Source organism: Pseudomonas sp. RA_15y_Pfl2_54 (assembly GCF_963971015.1).
Taxonomy (GTDB): Bacteria; Pseudomonadota; Gammaproteobacteria; order Pseudomonadales; family Pseudomonadaceae; genus Aquipseudomonas; species Aquipseudomonas baetica_A.
On record NZ_CAXAPN010000017.1, the window covers coordinates 33,744 to 50,944 of the forward strand.

At 56.2% G+C, this 17,201-nt stretch carries 20 protein-coding genes and 1 pseudogene; 8 read left to right on the forward strand and 13 right to left on the reverse strand.

Annotated elements, in window-relative coordinates; genetic code table 11:
• The first annotated feature begins 3 nt into the window (after window positions 1-3).
• Window positions 4-729, forward strand: coding sequence for a methyl-accepting chemotaxis protein (locus tag AACY50_RS28790; RefSeq protein WP_445261489.1), 726 nt, complete (start codon window positions 4-6; stop codon window positions 727-729).
• Window positions 730-1,245: 516 nt separating this feature from the next.
• The gene (gene mqo / locus AACY50_RS14125; RefSeq protein WP_339433908.1) at window positions 1,246-2,895 is read left to right on the forward strand and encodes a malate dehydrogenase (quinone); all 1,650 of its coding nucleotides are present in this window, start codon (window positions 1,246-1,248) and stop codon (window positions 2,893-2,895) included.
• Window positions 2,896-2,989: 94 nt separating this feature from the next.
• On the opposite strand, the gene AACY50_RS14130 is transcribed toward mqo, so the two are convergent.
• The 5 genes and pseudogenes from AACY50_RS14130 to AACY50_RS14150 all read right to left on the reverse strand — a co-directional run bounded on the left by AACY50_RS14130 (window position 2,990) and on the right by AACY50_RS14150 (window position 5,392).
• Window positions 2,990-3,418: a nuclear transport factor 2 family protein gene (locus tag AACY50_RS14130; RefSeq protein WP_339433907.1), complete on the reverse strand. Its 429-nt coding sequence runs from the start codon at window positions 3,416-3,418 to the stop codon at window positions 2,990-2,992.
• Between the two features lie 96 nt (window positions 3,419-3,514).
• Window positions 3,515-3,895 carry a hypothetical protein gene (locus AACY50_RS14135; RefSeq protein WP_339494723.1) on the reverse strand — a complete coding sequence of 127 codons (381 nt, stop codon included), beginning with the start codon at window positions 3,893-3,895 and terminating at the stop codon, window positions 3,515-3,517.
• Entirely contained in the window at window positions 3,846-4,040 is a 195-nt protein-coding gene (locus AACY50_RS14140; protein WP_221733894.1) for a hypothetical protein, read from the reverse strand. Before AACY50_RS14140 ends, AACY50_RS14135 begins: the two co-directional genes overlap by 50 nt.
• Before the next feature lie 213 nt (window positions 4,041-4,253).
• A pseudogene (locus AACY50_RS14145) lies at window positions 4,254-5,072 on the reverse strand (amidohydrolase family protein); the annotation flags it as partial.
• A 74-nt stretch (window positions 5,073-5,146) separates the two neighbouring features.
• Window positions 5,147-5,392, reverse strand: a complete 246-nt coding sequence (locus tag AACY50_RS14150) for a hypothetical protein (RefSeq protein WP_339466596.1) — start codon at window positions 5,390-5,392, stop codon at window positions 5,147-5,149.
• Window positions 5,393-5,521: 129 nt separating this feature from the next.
• Between AACY50_RS14150 and AACY50_RS14155 the strand changes: the two genes are divergently transcribed.
• Window positions 5,522-6,070, forward strand: a complete 549-nt coding sequence (locus AACY50_RS14155) for a cupin domain-containing protein (RefSeq protein ID WP_007950154.1) — start codon at window positions 5,522-5,524, stop codon at window positions 6,068-6,070.
• A 32-nt stretch (window positions 6,071-6,102) separates the two neighbouring features.
• On the forward strand, window positions 6,103-6,711 hold the full coding sequence (locus AACY50_RS14160) for a sce7726 family protein (protein WP_339538731.1): 609 nt from the start codon (window positions 6,103-6,105) through the stop codon (window positions 6,709-6,711).
• Here the strand turns inward: AACY50_RS14160 and AACY50_RS14165 are convergent.
• From AACY50_RS14165 to AACY50_RS14185, 5 genes are all read right to left on the reverse strand, one after another.
• Window positions 6,700-7,773 carry a beta family protein gene (locus AACY50_RS14165; protein WP_339538732.1) on the reverse strand — a complete coding sequence of 358 codons (1,074 nt, stop codon included), beginning with the start codon at window positions 7,771-7,773 and terminating at the stop codon, window positions 6,700-6,702. The genes AACY50_RS14160 and AACY50_RS14165 overlap by 12 nt on opposite strands.
• Complete coding sequence (locus AACY50_RS14170) at window positions 7,760-8,326, reverse strand: ImmA/IrrE family metallo-endopeptidase (RefSeq protein ID WP_339538733.1); 567 nt, start codon at window positions 8,324-8,326, stop codon at window positions 7,760-7,762. Before AACY50_RS14170 ends, AACY50_RS14165 begins: the two co-directional genes overlap by 14 nt.
• Window positions 8,327-8,330: 4 nt before the next feature.
• Window positions 8,331-8,972: a hypothetical protein gene (locus AACY50_RS14175; protein ID WP_339538734.1), complete on the reverse strand. Its 642-nt coding sequence runs from the start codon at window positions 8,970-8,972 to the stop codon at window positions 8,331-8,333.
• A 277-nt stretch (window positions 8,973-9,249) separates the two neighbouring features.
• Window positions 9,250-9,543 (reverse strand): fructose-bisphosphate aldolase, encoded by a 294-nt coding sequence (locus AACY50_RS14180; protein ID WP_339538735.1) that lies wholly within the window; start codon window positions 9,541-9,543, stop codon window positions 9,250-9,252.
• Between the two features lie 612 nt (window positions 9,544-10,155).
• Complete coding sequence (locus tag AACY50_RS14185; RefSeq protein WP_339538736.1) at window positions 10,156-10,587, reverse strand: hypothetical protein; 432 nt, start codon at window positions 10,585-10,587, stop codon at window positions 10,156-10,158.
• A 164-nt stretch (window positions 10,588-10,751) separates the two neighbouring features.
• Between AACY50_RS14185 and AACY50_RS14190 the strand changes: the two genes are divergently transcribed.
• The 4 genes from AACY50_RS14190 to AACY50_RS14205 all read left to right on the forward strand — a co-directional run bounded on the left by AACY50_RS14190 (window position 10,752) and on the right by AACY50_RS14205 (window position 13,465).
• Entirely contained in the window at window positions 10,752-11,141 is a 390-nt protein-coding gene (locus AACY50_RS14190) for a hypothetical protein (RefSeq protein WP_339538737.1), read from the forward strand.
• A gap of 15 nt (window positions 11,142-11,156) precedes the next feature.
• On the forward strand, window positions 11,157-11,579 hold the full coding sequence (locus AACY50_RS14195; RefSeq protein ID WP_339433245.1) for an HD domain-containing protein: 423 nt from the start codon (window positions 11,157-11,159) through the stop codon (window positions 11,577-11,579).
• Window positions 11,580-11,606: 27 nt separating this feature from the next.
• Entirely contained in the window at window positions 11,607-12,626 is a 1,020-nt protein-coding gene (locus tag AACY50_RS14200; RefSeq protein WP_339538738.1) for an AbrB family transcriptional regulator, read from the forward strand.
• Between the two features lie 404 nt (window positions 12,627-13,030).
• On the forward strand, window positions 13,031-13,465 hold the full coding sequence (locus tag AACY50_RS14205; RefSeq protein WP_339466097.1) for a hypothetical protein: 435 nt from the start codon (window positions 13,031-13,033) through the stop codon (window positions 13,463-13,465).
• Here AACY50_RS14205 and AACY50_RS14210 read toward each other — a convergent pair.
• The 3 genes from AACY50_RS14210 to AACY50_RS14220 are packed head-to-tail and all read right to left on the reverse strand — an operon-like array spanning window position 13,450 to window position 17,135.
• Window positions 13,450-14,475: a DUF2955 domain-containing protein gene (locus AACY50_RS14210; RefSeq protein WP_339466098.1), complete on the reverse strand. Its 1,026-nt coding sequence runs from the start codon at window positions 14,473-14,475 to the stop codon at window positions 13,450-13,452. The genes AACY50_RS14205 and AACY50_RS14210 overlap by 16 nt on opposite strands.
• Window positions 14,465-15,589 carry an HlyD family secretion protein gene (locus AACY50_RS14215; RefSeq protein ID WP_339538740.1) on the reverse strand — a complete coding sequence of 375 codons (1,125 nt, stop codon included), beginning with the start codon at window positions 15,587-15,589 and terminating at the stop codon, window positions 14,465-14,467. The genes AACY50_RS14210 and AACY50_RS14215 overlap by 11 nt, the downstream gene beginning before the upstream one ends.
• Window positions 15,582-17,135 (reverse strand): TolC family protein, encoded by a 1,554-nt coding sequence (locus tag AACY50_RS14220; protein ID WP_339538741.1) that lies wholly within the window; start codon window positions 17,133-17,135, stop codon window positions 15,582-15,584. Before AACY50_RS14220 ends, AACY50_RS14215 begins: the two co-directional genes overlap by 8 nt.
• Window positions 17,136-17,201 lie beyond the last annotated feature (66 nt).

The window sequence follows — 17,201 nt, forward strand, 5'->3', positions numbered from 1 at the left end:
ACCATGGCCGCAGCGGCCAGCCAGATGACCGCAAGCATCGAGGAAATCACTCGCCATGCCCAGCGCGCACTGGGCATGGCCAATCAGGCCGAAGCCCTGGCCAAGGAGGGGGGTGGTGTGATTCATCAAGTGGTCAGTGACATGGACGACATCGCCCGCTCTGCGCAGCAGTCGGCGCAGGTCATCCGCACCCTGGATCAGGACTCCGAGGGCATCTTCAATATCATCCAGGTGATCAAGAGTATTGCCGATCAGACCAATCTGCTGGCGCTCAACGCCGCAATCGAAGCCGCTCGGGCAGGCGAACAGGGCAGGGGCTTTGCGGTGGTGGCTGACGAAGTGCGCAACCTTGCTGCCCGGACCAGCGCCTCCACCCAGGAAATCGCCACAATGGTTGCGCGCATCCAGCACAGCACCCGTGAGGCGGTCAGCAGCATGGAGGCCGGTGTGGCTCAGGTCGATAAGGGGATGGCGGTGACGGCCGATGTCGAGCGCGCGATCCGCGAGATCCTTGAGGCGACGTTGAGCACCACGCAACTGGTCAACGACATAACCCGCACCATTGGCGAGCAAAGCCAGGCCAGCAATGAGATTGCCCATCAAGTGGAAATGATTGCGGGAATGTCCGAGGGCAATAGCCGGGTGATCGGGCAAACCGCCGACACCACGGATGAACTGTCGACGCTGGCGGGACAATTGGCGCAGTCGGTGGATCGGTTTCGGTTATGACAGTGGGGTAGAGCCCTGCCCGTGAGGTGGCTGGACTGACGCCCTCGCGGGCAAGCCCGCTCCCACAGGGTTTTGCTGTGTCAACACGGGCGTATTCACAACATCAACACCTGAACGCCCGCGCCCCACCCACAATCACTGGCCCTCACCGGTGTCATGTTCAGTATCAGACGGCCGATAAGTCCCTGAGCGCAAAAGACTATCAAGTCAGGAACAGACGCCCGGGTTTGCCCTGACGTGATATTCTGCGCGCCAACTTGGTTTGACCTTATTCAGTTTGCTTGCCTTCGGGCGAGCTGACGGAATCCCTGTCGCTCAAGTAGCTGAAGCCAATAATGATAAAAAGTCAGTTCAGAAGGGACATTAACTGAGGTCGATGCAGCATGTCGGCCTTGTGTGCCCACCCGTCAAAATTGAAGTGTGCCGGAATCTGCGACGCCAGCCTGAGCGTCATCAAAGCGGATCGCATGCAGATAACAGCGGCGGGCGGAAGGCGTTTTATCATAGGTGCAACGGATGTTTAAGAAAGTGAACACAGCCTTGCTAGGGCTGGCTTTGTCGATGGGGCTGTCGTCCGCTCAGGCGGAAGAGGCAAAGAAAGTTGATGTGCTGTTGATCGGCGGCGGCATCATGAGCACCACGCTGGGTGTGTGGATCAACGAGCTGGAACCAAGCTGGTCGATGGAAATGGTCGAGCGTCTTGACGGCGTCGCCCTGGAAAGCTCCAACGGCTGGAACAACGCCGGTACCGGTCACTCGGCTCTGGCTGAGCTGAACTACACCCCGGAAGATGAAACCGGCAAAGTAGTGATTCCCAAAGCGGTCGAGATCAACGAAGCGTTCCAGATCTCCCGTCAGTTCTGGGCCTGGCAGGTTCAGCAAGGTGTGCTGAAGAACCCTCGTTCGTTCATCAACACCACGCCGCACATGAGCTTCGTGTGGGGCGATGACAACATCAAGTTCCTGAAAAAGCGCTACGAAGCCCTGCAAGCAAGCCCGCTGTTCGCCGGCATGCAGTACTCCGAAGACCCGGCTGTGATCAAGAAGTGGGTCCCGCTGATGATGGAAGGGCGTGACCCGAACCAGAAAATCGCGGCCACCTGGAGCCCGCTGGGTACCGACATGAACTTCGGTGAAATCACCCGCCAGTTCGCTGCGCACCTGCAGACCAAGCCTAACTTCGATCTGAAACTGTCGAGCGAAGTCGAGGACATCACCAAGAATGCCGATGGCACCTGGCGCGTCAGCTACAAAAACCTGAAAGACGGCACCAAAACCGAAACCGACGCCAAGTTCGTGTTCATCGGCGCCGGCGGTGGTGCACTGCACCTGCTGCAGAAGTCGGGCATTCCAGAAGCCAAGGAGTATGGCGGCTTCCCGGTGGGTGGTTCGTTCCTCGTGACTGAAAACCCGACCATCGCCGAGCAACACTTGGCCAAGGCCTACGGTAAAGCGTCGGTTGGCTCTCCGCCAATGTCCGTGCCGCACCTGGACACCCGTGTTCTGGACGGCAAGCGCGTCCTGCTGTTTGGCCCGTTCGCCACCTTCAGCACCAAGTTCCTGAAAGAAGGTTCATACCTGGACCTGCTGACCAGCACCACGACCCACAACATCTGGCCGATGACCAAGGTCGGCATCAAGGAATACCCGCTGGTCGAGTACCTTGCTGGCCAACTGATGCTGTCGGATGAAGACCGCATGAACTCGCTGAAGGAATACTTCCCGAACGCCAAAGCCGAAGACTGGCGCCTGTGGCAAGCCGGCCAACGCGTGCAAATCATCAAGCGTGATGAAGCCGCTGGCGGCGTGCTGAAACTGGGCACCGAAATCGTTGCTGCACAAGACGGCTCCATCGCCGGCCTGCTGGGCGCATCGCCAGGCGCGTCGACCGCTGCACCGATCATGTTGAGCGTGCTGCAGAAAGTCTTCAAAGACAAAGTCGCCACCCCAGAATGGCAAACCAAGCTGCACCAGATCGTTCCAAGCTACGGCACTCAGCTGAACAGCGATCCAGCCAAAGTGGCTGCAGAGTGGGCTTACACCGCCAAGATCCTCGAACTGCCGACGCCTCCAGTGATCGGTCAGGCTGTGGCTCCGGCTGCAGAGGCTGCCGCTGACAAGGCTGCTGCACCGAAGGAAAACGCTGCACGTGACATGGCTCTGTAACTAGAACCCTGACACACAAAGCCCACTGAACCGGCGACGGTCAGTGGGTTTTTTTGTGGTCCAAACCTTTAACTGCCGCCGGGTTGTTGTGTGCTCAGGCTTTTGCGGTTGCCAGATACGCCCCAACCCGCCGTCCCATCTCTTCGCCCAACGCCTGCAACCCACTCAACGGCCGCACCATCACTTCAAACTCGACAATCTTCCCGTGTTCATCGAAACGAATCATGTCGATGCCCTTGAGCTCTTTAGCGCCAACCTTGGCACTGAACTCCAGAATCACGTTCAGCCCATCTGCGGTCGCCAGTTCTCGGTGATATTCAAAGTCTTCGAACACCTCGAACACTGTGTTGAGAATCATCGCCACCACCGGTGCGCCGGGGTAGGGCGTGTGCGCCATCGGCGAGCGGAACACGGCTTGCGGATCAAGCAGTCCGGGCAGCGCACTCAAGTCGCCGGTGCGAATCATCTCGTGCCAACTTCGCAGGGATTCGGCGACATTGGGTTGCAAGTTCAGGTCAGTCATTTGCACTCCTGGATTTTTGTTGTTCTTCATGCGACGGCAATGACTCTAGATCAACCATGACGAAACGGGACCTTTGTGTGCCGATCTGAATGTCGGTTAATCGCTCAAGCGGATCAGATCTTCATCTGATCCGTATTTTTCTGCTTTATCTGCCTCTGTAACCAGCTCAGTCATCCGCTCAAAATGCCCCGGCAGTTCGGTCACTCGCGACAGTCCTTCATCCCGAAGCGTCCAGTGCACCGCAAACTCAGCATTGAGGAGAGCAACATGAACAAGATGGCGTTTTTTCTGGGTGGATTTTTGGTACTGACCATTCTGATCGGCCTGCTCGCGACAATTTCTCCGATCTGAGCCATGCGCTTCAAATGACGGCCACAGGTGTGCTGCGCCAATCGTGCTTAAATGCTGCGCCTCACACCTGGCAGATTCACGATCCTGACTTGCCCTGACGGCGCTCAATACCGTCGGGGTTGCCAATGTCCAGCAACCTTCTTTCCACTAATACATTCTCAAGTGCCTGACGCTCGACCGGCGCCATCTGGTGTTCGCGTTTTTTCAGTTCCAGCAGGATCGGGCTGGACCAGGTGCGGTAGGTCTGTTCGAAGTTGGGGCGCGATGTCATCAGTCTCTCCTTGATCAAGAGCCCGGTGTGGCTGGCAGGGGCTCTGTCCGATGCGGGAGTAACTTTAGTCGAGAAATCGGGAAGCGGCTAATGCACCTGCTTTTTTGGGAGCTGGCTTGCCAGCGATAGCGGTGGGTCAGTTGACATTGCTTTGACTGACAGTCCGCCATCGCTGGTAAGCCAGCGATCACAGGGTTAATTAGTGCGAGCAATTCACTCCTCGATCGTCATCATCGCCTGCACGCCTTCCCACGCCTCCGTGCGCATGTGTTCGATATCCAGCCCCGGAATCACGCCGTTGTCCATCACCACCACACGGCCGCCGACCAGGCTGTATTTCACCGTGATCGGTTCGCCCGCCACCACGGGTGCGACGCCGCTACCGAGGCGCGCATTGCTCACCGGGCAGTGGGATATGCCAGTGCCGGTCTGCGCGAGCAGGCGGATTTCGCCGGGTTGCAGGTGCACGGCGTGGGCAAACCAGACGTCGGGGCCGAGCCATTCGTGTTCGGCGACGAACTCTACGGGCAGGCAGTTGTATTTTTCGCGGCAGAAATTCACGTAGTTCTGCGTTTCGGACAAGTGCGTGTGCAGGTGCAAACCGAGCCCGCGTGCGGTATGGGCCAGTTCACGCAGCAAGGTCGGTGGCAGCGAGAAAGTCGGCGTAGTTGGCGCGATCACCACACGGCGCATCGCATCCGGCGTGTTCTGGTGATACAGCGATTTCAGTCGCTCGATGTCGCCGACCATTTGCTCAAGGCTTTCCGGTTGCAGCGCGGTTTTCGAGAGGCCCGGATGAGCGCTGGCTGACTCCAGTGCACCGCCTCGGCACAGCACAAAGCGTAGACCGAACTCATCTGCCAGATCTAACAGCAAGTCACCGGTCTCGGTGCTGCCGTGGGCGTGATAAAGGTAGTGGTGATCGGCGCAGGTGGTGACGCCGCACAGCAGCAACTCGACCATGCCTGACCTTGCAGCGATCCTTGCCAACTGCGGCGTGAACCGGTTCAAACGCGGGTAGGGCACGCGGGCCGCGCAGACCGGTCATCACCGCGAGCGGATTTTTAATCACGATGTTTTGAAGTTGAGTCATGGGCAGGCTCCAGTCAGAGGATGTGCGAGGCAGATTTACCGGCGGTGGTTTCGGGCGCGCTGACGCCATTGAGCGCGGCATTGAGCAGCACCGACACCAGGCAGGCGGTGACCACGCTGCTGTGCAGGAACGGCTGCGACCATTCGGGTAATTGTTTGAACAGGGTGGGCGCGAGCACCGGCACCAGGGCGGCGATGGTGAAACCGACGATCAGCACGTTGTAGCGATTTCCCCACCATCCATCGAACCTGCTGAGCAACACCACCAAACGTGATTTAATAGCCGCCTTTCACGGTTCCGGGACACGGGAGCAACGTGATCCGCGCGACCTGCGCGGCACCCGCCACCCACCCCCATCGCCCTTAAGTCGTTCTCACATAAGGCAGTCATGGATACGGGTTCTCGACTCAAACTAGTACGCGAAAGCTACAAACTCTCCCAGCGCGAGCTGGCCCGGCGTAGCGGCGTGACCAATGCCACCATCTCCCTGATCGAACAGAATCGCGTCAGTCCTTCCGTCAGCTCACTGAAAAAGCTGCTCGAAGGCATCCCGATGTCCCTGGCCGACTTCTTCACCTTCGACCAGCCCCCACGCGAACACCAATACGTCTTCCGCGCCAACGAACAACCCGACCTCGGCCGCCACGGCCTGCGCCTGCTGCTGATCGGAGCCTCGGTCCCAAGCCGCCAGATGCGCCTGCTGCGCGAGCAATACGCACCGGGCGCGAGCTCCGGGGAAGAGCCGATTGTTCACGCGGAAGGTGAAGAGTGTGGGCTTGTTACGCGCGGGACTGTTGAGTTGACGGTGGATGGGTCGGTGAGTGTTTTGAATGCCGGGGATGGGTATTACTTTCCGACGACGTTGCCGCATAAGTTCCGGAATATCGGGGCGGATGAGGCTGAGATAATTAGTGCGAATACGCCGGCGAATTTTTGAGTTGCGTGGTTTCTTCAAGAGTATGGCGAAGGATGAGAGAGCTTGAAATAAAGCGTGCTTTGGTAGAGTACCTTATTGGTGATGCTAAGACGGAAGTGATCTCTACCGAATTTCCTTTTCATTTTGGACGGAGAAGAGCAGATTTGATTTGTGTGCAAGAGGGTGAAGTTGTTGGTTATGAAATAAAGTCCATGTTCGATAGGGTCGACAGGTTGTCCGATCAGTTGGATTCATATCGAAAGCTGTTTGATTTCGTATATGTCGTTTGCGATAAAAAGCATTTATCAGTTATACGTGCATCCATTTCAACTGCTGTAGGGATCTATGTCTGTGATGAGGATGGCATGCGGCGAGTGCGTAAAGCAAAACTGATAAAAAGTTTCGATGCACTAGTTACTTTGGATGCAATTCCCATGGAGGTTTTGCGAAAAGAGTTCAAGGTGTCAGCTAAATCAAAGTTCGAGCTCTGCAAAAAAATTGCATGTCTGCATAGCAGGGGCTCTATAAAGGATTTTTTTCGAAAATATATTATCTATAAGTTTGGGGCGAGAACCGTCACCTTTCAAAGTGAGATCAGCGCCGTAGTGACGCTAGATGACGTGTTTTCGTTGGGGTTGCCCTTCGTTAAGTTAGATGCTTAATATTTTTGCCCTTCTTGTCATGTAGTTGCATGCGCGGACGGAAATCCAGAAAGAGGGGCTAATTCCTGATGGGGTACCTAAAGCTGCGCTAAATATTTCGTTGTCTCCCCATGTGTAATTATTGGCAAAGTTAGCGTCGGCAATAACTTGTTTGGCGCACCATGTATAGGATCCGCTTTCGCGACGCTTTCGGTAATAAAAGAATTTGTCGTCAGTGCAGAAATCAATGCGTGGTACGAAAGTCCCACCTCGCATCTCAATTTGGCTTATGTTGATCGATGCATAGTCCCCAAATTGCATGCGTGGTCTATTGTCTTTTAAGTGTAAATAAAGACCGTGTTCGTATATGTCGAAATTTCCAGATTCATCACCCTTGCCTTCTTTTTTTACGAGTTGAGGGAATGAGCCTGCAATGCAAACTATTTTTTCTAGCCAAGTGTTTGGAGTGTAGAGATTGATTAGTTTGTCAAAGGCTGATTGGTAGTTTTGAGCGACAGAAAAGATAGAGCTATCTTTTACGGGGGAGCGAATACATCCATCATCTAATAGGATGAATAACTTGGATTCGCCAAGTGCGGGAATTATCGTAGAGAGGATTTTTCTATACTCTTCTTCGGATAAGTCTGTAGGTAAGCGAAGAGCCATTTTTGGGTGATTTCTTGCTACGGATATAACAAATTTTTTTGCTTCGCTAAGATCCTCATCATCATCAAAATTTATATGAATTACTGGGACTATCAACAGATCATTATGCGTCTCGAGCCATTCTCTCCAAAAACGATATCCTTCTTCTGGAGATAGTATGTTTTCTATCTGCTCATTGATTTGTTTTGGGTCCGTTGACACGTCCAGAATAAAAGGTAAGCCATTCTGAATTGTACGGATTTGATCAAGCCTCTTAGCAATGTCTCCGAGCGAGTTTTTCTTTGTTATTCTGGATTTGGTTATCTCATATATTGGGAGTGTTTTTTCTCTTGTGTTTTTGTCAATCGATGTAATTGCTTTTAATTCGGCGTCTTTTGTTTTTAAAACAGGGAAGTAAACAAAATTATTCCAGTCCATGTCCTTTCATTCCTAATTGTTTGGCCCTAACTCTTACAGCAAGTGTTGAGGTTTTAAAGCATTGTGCAATGGCTTCAATGCTTCCGTTGAAAAGTTTAACTCGATCCCTGAATAGTACTTCTGGCATGAGTAACTCGCCTGCAAATCGGTTCGCCTCCGCTTCCATTGCATTTGTATCACCTTTTCTGAAGAAGTTTTGATCCTCGAATTGTGCTTGTAATGATCTATGGCGTGCAAAATGTGCTAGCTCATGCGCAATAGTGAATCTCTGCCGGTTGGGATGGTGTAACGCATTGACCTTGATGATCCACTCTTTGCCATTTTCTGAAAGGCTGAGAGATCCGGAGATTTCATCTTTCATAGGTATGCTTACAAGCCTTATACCCAGAGATTTCACTAAGGCATGAATATCTAGAGGTGCGGTTTCTATACCGTCTTTCTTTGCAAAATCAATTAGTTGTGTGGTGGTTAGTTTTTCGGTTTCATTGATGTCGACACTTTTTGTGCCGATTATTCCAGTCCGAGGCTTTTCGCTTTTTCGTATGAAAGCCATATGGTTACCTAATTACCGATTCTTCTGTCTTTAATTCATCATCTTCAGAATTGTCTAATTCTGCTAGACGATTGCTGATGACAATTATAGCATCATCGGTTGAATTTGCTCTAGTGCCAAGCTCTTCAATTGCATCAAGCATGTCGCCATATGTTAGATTGATTTTGGTAACTTCTTTCTTTGCTTTGCGCTCAACAAGTTTTGTGAAGTTTCCGCTTCGCGAGAATTCTCTAAATTGCTCGATGGAAGACTTTATGACCTCTGCTTTCGATGAGCTTCTAATTATTACAAATGCGATGACAAGTATGGCGGCATTTAGTGCTATTAATAGGCTTACTATTGTTTGGTAGAATGAAACTTGCATAGACCATAAGCTATCTACCGTGATTATCGACTTCTCCTTTATCATGCGGTCTATAATGACTTGCTCGTACTCGCCTAGCTCTTTGAAGTCTTTCGTAGGTGCATATTGGGTATGACTGATCAGAATTTCACTTATAGGGGAGAAGTGTATGATGGCTAGCGTAAACAAAAGTGAAATGGTGGTGGCGAGAAGTGTCGCGTAAATAAAACTTCTGTTATTCACTAGTGACATCGCCGGCGATGTCTTTTCAGGGCTTTGTTGTACATCCGTTTTACCTAGCATTGGTTGTTTTGCCTCGAATTATACTTTTGGCTTGGACTGCACCAATTTTTGACCGGCTAGCTGTTTCTGTAGTTAGACGATCATTAGGATTTATAGCTCATAGATTCGCCTTGATTCATGTCAGGGTGCCAGCATTTTTTCTCAAGAGGAAGCGGGTGCGACGAAGGACGACGTCTGTTGACCAGTGTTGAGGGCATGCTGAGCAAGCGTTAGCTTGCTCAGCTTCTTTTGAGTCGGAGAGAAAAAACTCAGCTATTTGCAATTTTTGGTTATCAATTTATTGCTCGATTGTTATGTCAAACCCCCGCTGCTCAATCACCCGAAACACATCACTCACATCCTGCACCATGATTCTGGCGATATTGGTCACGGTGTTGATGTCGTGCTCGGCGTAGTCGCGGAGGCTGGTGCAGGCGATGAGGTCGAGGTATTTGAGGATGGCGTTTAGGCGTTCGGCCAGGCAGGCGTGGAGGTCGCGCAGTGGGGCGTCGGCGTCGATGAGGAGGACAGGGTTGTCGGTGGCTGGGTGGGACATGTGGGCGTAGTGGTGGAGCGGTTTTTTGATCGTCATTAGGAATGGTCTCTCAATAAAAAATGAGCCACCGTTCTGCTGCGAAACATAATGGGTGGCGGCTGTGAGCAGGTTCGCAGACCGAGGAGAAACCAGACTCGGCAGACTCGAAAGTCTCCCGCACACAGCCGCCATAAAACGTAATGCCGGCGAATTTTGCCAGAATTGTCGTTAGACGGTGTTATCCAATTTCTCCTTAGGGCTGCGAAACCCATCGCCAACTGCGGTCAGCGACAGCCCCACTCTAGGCAGCAATTCCCGCCGCCACAACCGACCTGTAGGACGCAAACCCCACACCTGTGGCGAGGGAGCTTGCTCCCGCTCGGCGACGCAGTCGTCGTAATCCGTGGCCTGCGGCGTGTCTGGAGAAATGAGCTCGCCGGTTTGGGGCCGCTTCGCAACCTATCCGGGCTGAATCCCCTCGCCACAAGGGGTGTTTTCCTACGCGTTTTTCAGACTTCAAATTCGGTCGAATCTCAAATCATGGCTTTGCATGTTGGTACAGGGGCTGCTTCGCAGCCCAGCGGGAGCAAGCTCCCTCGCCACGGTGATTGCATCGATATTTAAAAAGGGACACCAGTGGTGTCCCTTTTTATGTGCGCTAAACAGCCGTTACTTCGCCTTCCAATGTCCACCGCCACTTTCACAATCAATCTTCGCCTGCCCCAGATTCTCCGCGCCGTAGTAATACGTGGTCACCTGCGCGCCATCCGGAATATTCAACGCTTTGGCGTTTTTGTCCTTACTGGTGGAGTGCGGGTTGGCGAGGGATTCTTGGGTGAGGGTGGCGATGCAGGTGGCTTGATAGTGGTCATCGCACTGCTGGACCTTTTTCTTGACGGCGTTGACCATGTCTTTGCTTTCGTTGCTGCACGTCCAGTCGATGGAATTGACGGGCATGCCTTCGTATTCGTAGCAGCTATGGCCGGATACGGTGGGCACGGAGGCGCTGGAGGAGCGGGTCTCGACGTCGCAGGCTTCGGCCATGACGCAGGTGGGGATGACGCAGAACGTGGCGAGCAGAAGCAGGAATCGAATGTTCATCGGGCTTTCCTCTTCAAGGGCGCCGGTTCTGATCAATGATCGGGCGCTTATGGTTTCGAGATTATGCAGGGGAAGGAGGTTCCATCAGGTTTCTGATTTGCGCTGTTCGCGTAGACTGCGAAACAATCGGACACATCTAGCGCCCAAGGATTGGAATATTGCCCATGATCGAGATCGGCGGTCGCAACAACGCCCCCACTCCGCAGCACAAGACCCACGACGTCTACTTCTTCAGCATCGACTTGACCCGAGCGGCCACGCCTTTTTGTTTCGAACAATCGATTGGTGGCGGGCATGCCGAGCAGGGCGGCGCGATCTGGTTGGCGCTGGATGAGCTGGAGGCCTGGCCCGGTGAGTGGCGTGAGCATTTGAAGAAGTCTGATAGTGCCTGGGTCGCTGAGCTGATCGATGCACATCTTGGTGTGGATCAAGTGACATTGGTGTCGATGATTCTCAAGCGTCACTCCGAGCCAGCGAAGCCCGTCGGTTGCTTGAAGGCCATTGGTGCCTGGCTCAAACGCAATATCCACGTTGGCGGCCGGTATGGCATTTAACCTGCGGGGATTCTCATGACTCAAACGCTTGAACGGGCAATCGCCATCGCCGCTACGGCCCACACCGGGCAGGTGGACAAGGGCGGGGCACCGTACATTCTGCATCCGCTGAAGGTAATGCTGCGCATGACCACGCTGGAAGAACGCATCGTCGCGGTGCTGCACGATGTGGTCGAGGATTGCGATATCAGCCTTGATGATTTGCGCAAGGAAGGCTTCAGCGAGGAGGTGCTGACGGCTATTGCGTCGGTAACCAAAGTACCGGGTGAGTCCTATGAGGATTTTGTCGATCGCGCGGCGCAGAACCCGATTGGCCGGGTGGTGAAACTGGCGGATCTGGAAGAGAACAGCGACCTGTCGCGAATTGCCTCGCCGAGCTGGGAGGATTTGGAACGGATCGAGAAGTACCGGCGCGCGATTGGACGGTTGCGCGCTTAAGCCAGTTGAATTGCCAGGAAGGCGAATATGAAATCCATTCTGTGTTTGTTGGTCGCCGCCGGTTTTGGCGCGGTGTTGCAATCCCTCGGTGTGCCTCATGGTTTGCTGTTGGGTTCGATCCTTGTCACGGCACTGGTCGTCACTAAATCAGGCTTCGTACCCGCAACGCCTTATGGTTTGGGCTACATCCAGGTCACCCTGGGCATCGCCACCGGGCTGATGTTCGAAGCGTGGGACAGTGCGACGGCGTCGACCATGTTGCCCAGCCTTGGCGTGTTGCTGCTGTGCCTGACGGTGCAGATTGCCCTGGCCGGTTGGTGGCTGACGCGTGGGGCAGGGTGGAATCGCACCGATGCGCTGCTGGCGGTGTATCCGGGTGCTTTGGCGGCGGTGTTCGATTTGCTGGAGTCGGAGAAGGCGTCGAGCAAAGTCATCATCGTGCATCTGATGCGGTTACTGCTGATCACGGTGTTGGTGAGCTTTTTGATTCCGGGGCAGGTGTCGGTGGCTGCTGTTGATAGCGATCCGTTGACCACCGGCATGGCGTTGACGGTTTTCTCGGTAATCGGCTTGAGCGTCGTGCTCGGTCGATTGCTGCTGGTGATCGGCGTGCCGGCGCCCTTCATGCTCACGGCGATCATCATCACCGCAGTCTTTGTAAAAGCAGGCTGGTTGCACGGTTATCACATGCCCGACTGGAGCTTGAATCTGGCGGCACTGATTCTCGGTGTGCGGATCGGCTCGCGGTTTCAGGGGTTGGGCGTCAGGGAGTTGGGCCTGCATGGCCGCACGGCGCTGGTCTCGGTCGGGTTGATGATTGTGGTGGCGGCGGTGTTTGCAGAGGTAGCGGCGCGGTGGTTGGGCAGCGATCCGTTGTCGCTATGGCTGGCGTACATGCCGGGGGCGATCGAGACGATTGCGATTGTCGCGTTTGCCGGTGGGCTGAACGTGGTGTTTATCCTCACTCACCACTTGGCGCGGATGGTGCTGCTGCATTTTGCGCCGGCGTTGTGGGTGCAGGTGCGGCGAGTACGGGAGGGGGCCTGAACGAATCAATCGTCGCCGTACATCAACTCCAGTTGTTCTATCCACGCGGCGCTGGCATTGAATCTTGCGTAATAGCGCTGTTTTTCAGCGTCACTCAAACACGTAAAAAACGGCAGGAAATAACGCTCGTTTTAGAACCCTTGGGCTCCTGTATCCGGCAAAAAGTGGCTTTGCCTCAGGCTTGATGAGCGCGGCAATTCGGCTGAGTAAACGACGCATCGAGATCCGTGATCGGCAAAATTGGGGGTGTCGGGATGGTATCCATAACGGCGAGTGCGAGCCACTGATTCCATAACGGTGAGGTCAGTATCCTCTCCTCTTAAGCATTCTTCCTCGAGCACATTGAACTACACTCCCGGACTACCCCGCCTCGCAGCCAACCCCAGGCCCCGCCGGAGGTAATCGTGATTCGCATAGCGTTCATCCCACTCGTGATCGCTGCCATCTTCACCACTCAAGCCAGCGCCGAATCCGTCGTCCCGCTCAAGGGCCAGACCTCGCAACAAACCCAGATCGATATCAACGACTGCCGCTCCATTGCCTCGACCTCGACGACATCAGCCCCGCAAACCGGCGGTCGTCTGAAGGACGCAGCCGTGGGTGCTGCGGCCGGTGCAACAGCGGCTGAGGTGCGCGGCCGCCAGCACGACGAGTTCTACGATGCGGTCGACGATGATCGTCAGCAGGATTACCGGCAAAACCGCGCCGGGCAATCGGCTGCCGCCGGCGCTGTAGTCGGTGGCGCACGGCAGCGCGCACAGAGCAAAACCGATGCGGCAGCCAGTTCCAGTGCTTACACGGGGTGTCTGCAGGGGCGCGGCTATCAGATCACACCTTGACGCTGAGGCTTGTGCGCTACGAGCAGGTGCATCATCAATGCGCTGTAGAGCGTCACCAGGATGAACAGGCCCATACGCACCGCGAAGGCGCTGTAGACGTCTTTGCCTGCCGCGCTGTCCTGCACCGATTGGCCGAGCAGGATGATCATCGTCACCAGGGTGTTGAGCCAGAAACCGGGGCTGAACGTTGTCGGGCCCAGGCGATAGAGCTTGCGCGCCAGCCATAGCCCGAACAGCAGCGTCCAAAGAAAGAACATCCACACATGCACGAACAGGCTCAAACCACACCAGAGCAGCACAGCCAGCAAGCCTCCAAGCAGGGTCGAGCCGAGCAGTTCGCGCCCGGCGTGGCGGGTGTTGGGGGTAGAGGTTTGTTGGCCGAGACTGACGGCTTTGAGGATGATCGGCAGGTAGCTGGCCGGGTCGCTCAAGGCCAGTAAAAACGTCGGCATGACGATCAGGGTGGCGCGCAGCGCCACGCGCGGGACTTCGTCGTCGGGCAAGGTGGGCGGTTTGGGTGGAGCGGGGCTGTCGGGTCGTTCCGCAAACACCGCGTGGCTGACACCGACCACCGCGACGGCCAGTAACAAGCCTTTGACCAGCGCGCCAATCACCGCCATCGCCAGATCGAATTCGGCAAACCCGGCGGCGCAGATCATGGTCATGCCGATCACCAGAAAGGTCACGATCAACGGATTGCCGCCACGCAGACCGAAGCGAAATACCAGAAACAAACCGAGGCCGATCAACAGCACGCCGCTCATCGGGTAATAACGCAGCAAGGGCACCAGCAGCAGGCCGATACTCGTCGTCAGCGCAGCAACTAACGCCAGCACCAATGCGCCTCTCAGTGGCAATGGCCGAGGCAAACTGGCCAGCAATAGCGCCGTCAGTACCGGTGAAATAAACGCCAGCGGCAAGGCCAACGCATAACTGGCGGCGGTGCACAGCGCCGTGCCGAACGCCAGGCGCAAGGCCCGTTGCGCCGGGACGCTGCGCTCAGTAGGCATACGACAGCCAGCTCATCAGGCCGACAAACAGCCGCCCCAGCGGATTGAGCGGATTGCCTTCAGTGGGGAAGGCCATGACTTCCGCCTGGCCACCGGCACGGATCGCGCGGCTGTCGATCAGGTGTTTCTTTGCCTCTTCAGAGAACTCGATGATCACCGGGAAACGTTGCGCCGGGCGCAGCCAGTCGCGGCTGTTCCGAATGCTCGGCAGGGTGCCGGGCGCGGGTGTCTGGCCGACGCTCACGCCATAACCGACGCTGCGCACGCGACCGTCGAGGACTTCACCGGGCAATGCGTCAAGGACGATGGCGACCGGGGTTCCGGGTTGCACATGACCGAGATTGTTTTCAGTCAGGTCGGCGCTGATCCATACGTCGTGGATGGCGATCAAGGTCATCAACGGACTGCCGGCAGCGGTGAACTGGCCGACGTCGGTGCGCAGGTCGGTGATCAAACCTGCAGAGCGTGCGCCGATGCGGGTGTTAGACAAATCCAGTTCAGCTTTGGCCAATGCAGAAGCTGCGCTGCGCAACTGTGCGTTAGTGTCCGTGCTACCACCTTCCTGTTCCTGCGCACGTTGCACTTCGGCGCGGGCGGCGGCGACTTGGGCCACGGCTTGCTCACGGTTGGCCCGCGACACTTCCAGAAGCCGCACGGAGACAGTGCCCGGATCCTGTTTGTACAAGCCCTCGAGCCGCTGATTGTCCTGCCGCGCCTTGAGTTCGTTGGCTTGCGCTGCTCGTAACGAAGCCTGCGCCGAGGCGATGCCAGCGGTGCTGGCGCCGACCTGACGACGGGTCGACTCCAGATCGGCTTTTGCCCGGTCCACGGCAATCTGCAGCGGCTGCGGATCGAGTTCAAACAGGATATCGCCGGCCTTCACATCCTGATTGTTGCGCACGTTGACCCGGATCACCCGACCGGCGACTTCCGCCGCCACCGGAATCACGAACGCACCGACCCGCGCCTGCTGGGTGTAGGGCGTGTAGCGGTCGGCGAGCAGGTACCAGGCCAGGCTCAGTACGATCAGCAACAGCACCCAGCGGATGCCTTTTTTTGCAGGATCAGCCTGGGCAGGCGCGAGGGCCGGGGCGGGTGGCGCGGCTTCAGTCATGACGGGTTACCTGCGATGGAAGGGGATACGCCGGTCGGTCGGGCGGCGCGCTGAGCAAATCGCCCCAATTAGTGCGTTGTTGCATCTGTTGCCGTGTCGGCTCATCGACCTGCGGCGCGTTGCTTTGCCAGCCGCCGCCGAGGGCTTTGTACAGGGCGATCAGGTTGCTCACGGCGTTGCTGCGGCTGACCAGATAGTTGTCTTGCAATTCGAGCAGGGCGCGTTGCGCGTCGAGCACCCGCTGAAAGTCGGAATAACCCTCGCGGTATTGGGTGTTGGCCAGCACCAGCGAACGTCGCGCAGCGCCTTCGGCCTGGCGCAGAATGCGTTCGCGCTCCAGCGCTTTGCTCAAGCCGCTGGCAGCATCGTCGGCTTCGCGCGCAGCTTGGCGGACCTTGTCGCGATAGGCTTCGATCAACTGCTGCAAACGCGCGTCCTGCACCCGTATGTTGTTACGGATGCGGCCGTAATCGAAGATGTTCCAGCGCAGGCTCGGGCCGCCGATCAGGTCGAGACTGCGCGGGGTGGCGCCGAGGGTATCGCTGGACCAGACGATGCTGCCGAGCAAGGTCAGCGACGGGTACAGATCGGTTTCGGCGACACCGACCAGCGCCGATTGCGCGGCGACATTCAGTTCTGCCGCGCGTATGTCCGGACGACGCAGCAGCAGATTGGCCGGGACGTCTTGCAGCACGGCGCGATCCAGCAAGGGAATCAGCCCTGGTTGTTCGGCCAGCAACGCCGCGCCACCGGGTGGCTGACCGACCAGCACGGCCAAGGCGTTGCGGGTGCGCAGAACTTGATCTTCGAATGCGGGGAGGCTGCTCAGCGTGCCGAGGTACTGGGTTTTCGCCTGTTGCAGATCGAGTTCGGCGGTCTGGCCGCTGTTGAAGAGTTTTTCGGTGATCTCGAAGTTGCGCTTTTGCTGGACGGCGTTTTCCCGGGCGACACGCATCCGGGCTTCGGTGGTGCGCAGGGAAAAATAGGTGTCGGCCACTTGCGCGCGCAACAGCACCAGCGCGTCTTCGTAGTTGGCCTGAGCGGCGAAGTAACTGGCGTCGGACGACTCGATGGCTCGGCTGAAACGGCCCCAGAAATCCAGCTCCCAACCGACATCGAACGCAGCGCTGTGTTGCCAGAAGTGCAGATCCTGTGGGTTGTTGCCCCCGGACTGATGGCGGTCGACGTACAAGCTGTCGACGCCGACCTGTTGCAGTTGCGGGTAGCGACCGCTCTCGGCGATGTTCAGTTGCGCGCGGGCTTCGAGCACCCGCAAGCCGGCGATTTTCAGACTGCTATTGTGCGCATCGGCTTCGGCAATCAGGCGATCGAGTACGGGGTCGGCGAACACTTGCCACCATTGGCGCAGATCCGGCTCGGCGGCACGTTCGCTGGCTTGTTCCAGCGCCACGCTGTTCCATTGCTTGCTCCACGTCTCGGCGGGCGGCTGGAAATCCGGCCCCAGGCGCACGCAGCCGCTCAAACTCAAGGCGACAAGCAACAACAGATGACCGGGCCGCGTCAGCAGGGCTGTTGTCCAAGGCATTGCGTTATGTCCCTGACCCGCAAGTATCAGTGGAGCATAGACGACGAACTGCAAGTTGTTCGGGCG

Bases quoted from the DNA above. Each gene is read 5' to 3' on its own strand.
- AACY50_RS14165 (WP_339538732.1), bottom strand. From the start codon at position 7,773: ATGGACTGGAATAATTTTGTTTACTTCCCTGTTTTAAAAACAAAAGAC.
- AACY50_RS14170 (WP_339538733.1), bottom strand. From the start codon at position 8,326: ATGGCTTTCATACGAAAAAGCGAAAAGCCTCGGACTGGAATAATCGGC.
- AACY50_RS14130 (WP_339433907.1), bottom strand. From the start codon at position 3,418: ATGACTGACCTGAACTTGCAACCCAATGTCGCCGAATCCCTGCGAAGT.
- AACY50_RS14140 (WP_221733894.1), bottom strand. From the start codon at position 4,040: ATGACATCGCGCCCCAACTTCGAACAGACCTACCGCACCTGGTCCAGC.
- AACY50_RS14180 (WP_339538735.1), bottom strand. From the start codon at position 9,543: ATGACGATCAAAAAACCGCTCCACCACTACGCCCACATGTCCCACCCA.
- AACY50_RS14220 (WP_339538741.1), bottom strand. From the start codon at position 17,135: ATGCCTTGGACAACAGCCCTGCTGACGCGGCCCGGTCATCTGTTGTTG.
- AACY50_RS14185 (WP_339538736.1), bottom strand. From the start codon at position 10,587: ATGAACATTCGATTCCTGCTTCTGCTCGCCACGTTCTGCGTCATCCCC.
- AACY50_RS14190 (WP_339538737.1), top strand. From the start codon at position 10,752: ATGATCGAGATCGGCGGTCGCAACAACGCCCCCACTCCGCAGCACAAG.
- AACY50_RS14155 (WP_007950154.1), top strand. From the start codon at position 5,522: ATGGATACGGGTTCTCGACTCAAACTAGTACGCGAAAGCTACAAACTC.
- AACY50_RS14195 (WP_339433245.1), top strand. From the start codon at position 11,157: ATGACTCAAACGCTTGAACGGGCAATCGCCATCGCCGCTACGGCCCAC.
- AACY50_RS28790 (WP_445261489.1), top strand. From the start codon at position 4: ATGGCCGCAGCGGCCAGCCAGATGACCGCAAGCATCGAGGAAATCACT.
- mqo (WP_339433908.1), top strand. From the start codon at position 1,246: ATGTTTAAGAAAGTGAACACAGCCTTGCTAGGGCTGGCTTTGTCGATG.
- AACY50_RS14210 (WP_339466098.1), bottom strand. From the start codon at position 14,475: ATGCCTACTGAGCGCAGCGTCCCGGCGCAACGGGCCTTGCGCCTGGCG.
- AACY50_RS14160 (WP_339538731.1), top strand. From the start codon at position 6,103: ATGAGAGAGCTTGAAATAAAGCGTGCTTTGGTAGAGTACCTTATTGGT.
- AACY50_RS14200 (WP_339538738.1), top strand. From the start codon at position 11,607: ATGAAATCCATTCTGTGTTTGTTGGTCGCCGCCGGTTTTGGCGCGGTG.
- AACY50_RS14215 (WP_339538740.1), bottom strand. From the start codon at position 15,589: ATGACTGAAGCCGCGCCACCCGCCCCGGCCCTCGCGCCTGCCCAGGCT.
- AACY50_RS14175 (WP_339538734.1), bottom strand. From the start codon at position 8,972: ATGCTAGGTAAAACGGATGTACAACAAAGCCCTGAAAAGACATCGCCG.